Source organism: Streptomyces sp. ATLC9 (assembly GCF_057196705.1).
In genome coordinates this window covers 1-5,067 of the sequence record NZ_JBXUOY010000336.1, presented here as the reverse complement: position 1 = coordinate 5,067, position 5,067 = coordinate 1, and the positions used below count along the sequence as shown (strand labels likewise).

The following is a 5,067-nucleotide window of genomic DNA, read 5'->3' as shown; positions in this document are numbered from 1 at the left end:
GCCGCCACCGCACCCCGTACGGCGGTCTCCGGCAGCGCGCCGTCCGCCAGCAGCCCGGCGGCGGCGGCCGCGAACTGGTCGCCCGCCCCGCAGGAGTCGCCGCTGTGCCGCGCGGGCGCGGGCACCAGCAGGGGATGATCGCCGTAGGACAGCAGCGCGCCGCGGTCGCCCAGGGTGATGGCCACCGAGGCCGCGCCCCACGCCTCGGCCAGCGCCCGGGCGTGGCGGGCCGCCGCGTGCAGGCTCTCCGGCTCGCCGGACGGCTTCGCCGGCCTTGCCGCGTCCGCGCCGGTCGCCGGGCCGGACGGAGCGGACGGGCCGCCGGGCCCGCCGTCCAGCCGCCCGGCGAACAGCCGGGCCTCCTCCGCCGTCGGGGTCACCAGCCGTGCGCCGGGGACCGGCTCGCGGCCACGCGGATGCGGGTCCCACACCAGGGGCGCCCGGGCGGCCCGCTCCGCCAGCAGCCCGCGTACGGCGTCCGCCGTGCCCCGGCCGTAGTCGGAGACCAGCAGGGCCCGGGCCGAGGCGATCGCCGCGCGGACCTCCCCGGGCACGGCCCCGCCCCCGCCGGAGCCCTCGCCGGACAGGGCCCTGCCGTCGCCCCGGTCCATCCGGACCACCGGGCGGCCCCCGGCCAGCACCCTCGTCTTCTCCGACAGGGCGCCCCCCAGGGGCAGCGCGGCCACCGACACCCAGGGGGCCAGCAGTTCGCGCAGCCGCGCGCTGGCCGGGTCCTCCCCCAGAGCGGTCACCAGGGTGACCGGGCGGCCGCCGAGCGCCGCCACATAGGCGGCCAGGGCGGCGCCGCCCGGGCGCAGCCGCTCCTCGCATTCCTCCAGAACCGGCACCGGGGCGTCCGGGGCCAGGCGGTCCGCGCGGCCGACCAGATCGCGGTCGAGCAGGGCGTCGCCGACCACAACCAGCGGTGCGGCGACCCCGCCCGGCGAGGCGGGGGCGCCGGGCGCCGGGCCGTGCAGCGGTCCGGGCAGCGGTCCGGGCATCCGGTCAGGCGTCGGCGGCATCGTCCGCGCTCCTCCCTTCCAGGACGCCCTCCAGGGCGGCGTCGAACGCGGCGCACACCATGTGCACCGTCACCAGATGGAGCTCCTGCACCGTCGCGGTGGAGCCCGCCCGTACGCACAGCGACTCGTCGCTGCCCGCGGCCAGCGGGTTGGGCGCGGGCCCGGTCAGCGCCCACACCGACATCCCCGCCTCGCGCCCGGCCTCGGCGGCCGACAGCAGGTTGGCGCTGGCGCCGCTGGTCGACAGCAGCACCAGCACATCGCCCTCGCGCCCGTGCGCCCGCACCTGCCGGGCGAACACCTCGTCCACGCCGTAGTCGTTGGCGATCGCGGTGGTGGAGGAGGTGTCGGCGTGCAGGGCGATGGCGGAGAAGGGCGGGCGGTCGTCGCGGTAGCGGCCCACCAGCTCGGCCGTCAGGTGCTGGGCCTGGGCGGCGCTGCCGCCGTTCCCGGCCGCCAGCAGCCGCCCGCCGCCGGCCAGCACCCGTGCCAGGCGCTCGCCCCAGCTCTGGGCGGTGCCGGCCTGGTCGCGGAAGGGCGCCAGGGCGTGCAGCAGTTCGTCACAGTGACCGGCGACAGGCCCCGTCGCCGGGGCGGGGGCCGTCCGGGCGCGCCGGACCTTCGCGCCGTTCCCGGCGGCAGCCCCGGCAGCGGGCCCGGCAGCGGACTTGGAGCCGCTCCTCGTGGTGGTCCTGGGTGTCGTCATCGGGTCGCCTCCGTCGGAACGCGGTGGCGCGCGACCACCTGGGCGTACACCCGCTCGGCGCCGTCGGCGACCCGCTCCCAGGAGAAGCGGGCCAGGACGCGCTCACGACCGGCCTCGCCGTAGCGGCGCAGCAGTTCGGGGGAGCCGGCCAGTTCGTCGACGGCGCGGGCGAGCGCGCCGGGGTCGCCCGGCGGCACCAGCCGCCCGGTGACCCGGTCGGCGACCGAGTCCAGATGGCCGCCGACGCCGGTGGCCACGATCGGCACCCCGCAGGCCATCGCCTCCAGCGGGACGATGCCGAACGGCTCGTAGCGCGGCGTGGACAGCACCAGGTCGGCGCCGCGGATCAGTTCGGGCATTCGCTCGTGCGGCACGGCGCCCAGCAGCCGCACCCGGTCCGCCACCCCCAGCTCACCGGCCAGCCGCCGCAGCCGCACCGCCTCGGGGTCGGTCTCCAGCAGCGCGGGCCCGGGCCCGCCGGCGATCAGCAGTTCCGCGCCGGGGACCTGTGCCAGCGCCGTGATCGCCTGGTCGAAGCCCTTGCGCGGTACCAGGCGTCCGATCGCCAGCAGCCGGTGCGGACCGTCGCGGCGGGCGCCTCGTCCGGCCGGGTCCGCCGGGCTGAACTCCAGGGTGTCCACACCGCACGGCACCACCGACGTCCGCTCCGGCGGCACGCCCGTCGCGGCCAGCTCGAACACCTCGTCGGCGCAGGTCGCCAGGATGCGGGCGCACTCGCGGCCGATCCGCCGCTCCACCTCGATCCGCCCGGGCGGGCTGGTGTCGTCCGCGCCCTGGTGGCGCCGCTTGACGCTGCCCAGCGCGTGGAAGGTCTGCACGACCGGGACGTCCGGGTCCCTCGCGCCGAGCAGCGCGGCCGTGCCCGACATCCAGAAGTGCGCGTGCGCCACGTCCGGCCGCCGGGCCGACCAGCGGCGCGCCAGATGCTCGCCGAAGGCGGTCATGTGCGGCAGCAGGTCGTCCTTGGGTACCGGCCGGGGTGGCCCGGCCGGTACGTGCTCGACGGTCACCCCCGGCGCCAGCGGCACCCGGTCGGGCGGCTCGGGGGAGTCCCGGCGGGTGTGGACGGTGACCCGGTGGCCGCGCCGCGCCAGCTCCTTCGACAGTTGCGCGACGTACACGTTCTGGCCCCCGGCGTCGGGGCCGCCGAGCGCGGCGAGCGGACTCGCGTGCTCGGACACCATGGCGATCCTCATCGGGCCACCTCCTTGATCAGCCGTTCCCAGTCGTCCAGGAAGCGCGGCAGCCCGTAGCGGGCCAGCGCGGCCGTACGCGCCCGTTCGCCGACGTGGCGCGCGTACGCCGGGTCGGCGAGGAAGCCGCGGACGGCGTCGGTCAGGACGTCGAGCCGGTTGGAGAGCACCCCGGCCTCCCCGGGCACGGCCGCGGACGCCTCGGTGGTGTCCAGCGCGACCACGGGCATGCCCAGGTGCATGGCCTCCAGCAGGGACAGACCGAGCGAGGTCCAGCGGACCGGGTGCACGTACACCCGCCGCCGGGCCATGGCCCGGTGCAGCTCCCGCTGGGGGAGTTCGTGGGAGCGGCAGCACTCCTCCGGGACACCGAGCCGCCCGGCCAGTCCCCGCGTCCGCATCCCGAAGACGTCCAGCGGCGCGGCGCCGGCGAAGCGCGGCAGCAGATCGGTGCCGGTGGTGCGGCCCCGGCGCAGCGGCTCGTTGACCACCACCGCCGCCCGCTCCAGATCGCCGGTGTACAGCGGCCCGGGGTCGACGACGCCGTGCTCGACGACGGTGGTTGGAGAGGGGCCGCAGTCCCAGAACAGCCGGTTGAAGTGAGTGACGTGGACGATGGGCAGGCCCGGCTGCCCGGCCATCGGGTGACGGGTGTCGGGCACGCTGCCGTCCGGCGCGTTGTGCTCCAGGTAGACGGCCGGCACGTCGCGGCCCGGCAGCCGGCCGCCCAGCCACTGCTCGGCGAGACCGAGCTCGTGGGGGCGCTGGAGCACCACCAGGTCGACGTCAGTCTCCCGCAGCTCCTTCGGCGTCAGCTCCACCACGCCGTCCGGCCAGTCGAAGGTGAGGGCGCGGCCGAGCCCGTCGGGGCCCCGGTCGGGGGTGACGGGCACCAGGTAGGTGTGCGGGCCCTGGACGAACGCGGTGGTCCAGGAGCCGTGCACGTGCCACAGCAGGATCCTCATGCGGTGCCCTCCCGGCCGCCTTCGGCGGCTGTGCTCTGCCGGCCACACTCGGCGGCGGCCTTCTCCACGGCGGTGACCACGTCCTGGGGCGTCACGCGGTCCAGGCAGGGGTGCCCGGGGACGGGACAGGCGCGGGCCCTGGTCCCCGCGCACGGGGCCCGCTGGTCGCCCAGCAGCACCAGGGGCACGCGGAAGGGGGCCCAGCGCTCGGCCGGGACGACCGGCGAGAAGAGCGAGACCACCGGCGCGCCCACGGCGGCGGCCAGATGGGCCGGGCCGGTGTTCCCGGTGACCACGGCCGCCGCGCCCGCCAGCACACCGGCCAGCTGGGCGGGCGAGGTGCGCCCGCCCAGGTCCAGCCCCGCGCTGCCGGCCACGTACGAGGTCAGCTCGCGCTCCTCGGGCACGCCGGTGACCACCACCCGGTGCCCGGCCTCCGCCAGGGCCTCGGCGGCCTCGGCCGACAGCCTCGGACTCCAGCGGCGGGCGGGCACGCTCGCGCCCGGGTGCAGTACGACGTAGCCCGGCGGCCCGGCCAGCTCCTCCACCCCAGGCGGCGGCAGCACCCGCAGCCGCCCGTCGTCGCCCTCGGGCAGGGGGAAGCCGGCCGCCTCGGCCAGTGCCAGGGCGGCCTCCGCCTCGTGCGCGTGCTCGTCGCGCCGGTGGCGGACATCCAGCAGCGAGCCGGGGTAGTGGACGCTGTCGGCGGCGATCCGGGACACACCCGCCATCCGCAGCACCAGGGCGGTCGGCAGAGGGCTCTGGTGGGCCGAGGCCAGGACCAGGGCGGTGTCGCAGCCCCGCCCGGCGATCAGCTCCACGGCCTCCTCGATCCCGTCCCGCCCGGTGGGCGGCGGGTCGAGACCCACCCAGGGGGCGTCCCAGACGACGACCTCGTCCACCCCGGGCAGCATCCGCCCGGCGGGCGCACCGCGCGGGCCGCACAGCAGCGTCACACGGTCGGCGCGCGCGGCCACGGCCCGTACCGCCGGGCCTGCCAGCAGCACGTCCCCGAAGCTGTCCAGACGTGCGACGAGTGCTCTCATGACGGCCTCCGGGCGGGTGGTACGGGCGGCGGTGCGGGCGGCCGCGTGGGCGACGGCGCTCACGGGCGCGCGGGCCCCGGAGCGGGCGGGGCCGGGCCACGGCCCGTCCAGCGC

General features: G+C 78.0%; 5 protein-coding genes. All 5 read right to left on the bottom strand.

Translation table 11 applies throughout. The features are described 5' to 3' along the window. The coding region (locus AC2CJA_RS23995) for a PfkB family carbohydrate kinase (protein WP_484604766.1) at positions 1 to 1,022 on the bottom strand (1,022 nt) is incomplete at its 3' end. Continuing rightward, a complete protein-coding gene (locus tag AC2CJA_RS23990; protein WP_484604765.1) occupies positions 1,006 to 1,728 on the bottom strand; it encodes a D-sedoheptulose-7-phosphate isomerase in 723 nt (240 codons plus the stop codon). The genes AC2CJA_RS23995 and AC2CJA_RS23990, both read right to left, overlap by 17 nt. Continuing rightward, a complete protein-coding gene (locus AC2CJA_RS23985; protein WP_484604764.1) occupies positions 1,725 to 2,945 on the bottom strand; it encodes a glycosyltransferase in 1,221 nt (406 codons plus the stop codon). Before AC2CJA_RS23985 ends, AC2CJA_RS23990 begins: the two co-directional genes overlap by 4 nt. Then, a complete protein-coding gene (locus AC2CJA_RS23980; protein ID WP_484604763.1) occupies positions 2,942 to 3,907 on the bottom strand; it encodes a glycosyltransferase in 966 nt (321 codons plus the stop codon). The genes AC2CJA_RS23985 and AC2CJA_RS23980 overlap by 4 nt, the downstream gene beginning before the upstream one ends. Then, on the bottom strand, positions 3,904 to 4,953 hold the full coding sequence (locus AC2CJA_RS23975) for a glycosyltransferase family 9 protein (protein WP_484604767.1): 1,050 nt from the start codon (positions 4,951 to 4,953) through the stop codon (positions 3,904 to 3,906). The genes AC2CJA_RS23980 and AC2CJA_RS23975 overlap by 4 nt, the downstream gene beginning before the upstream one ends. Between the last annotated feature and the right edge of the window lie 114 nt (positions 4,954 to 5,067).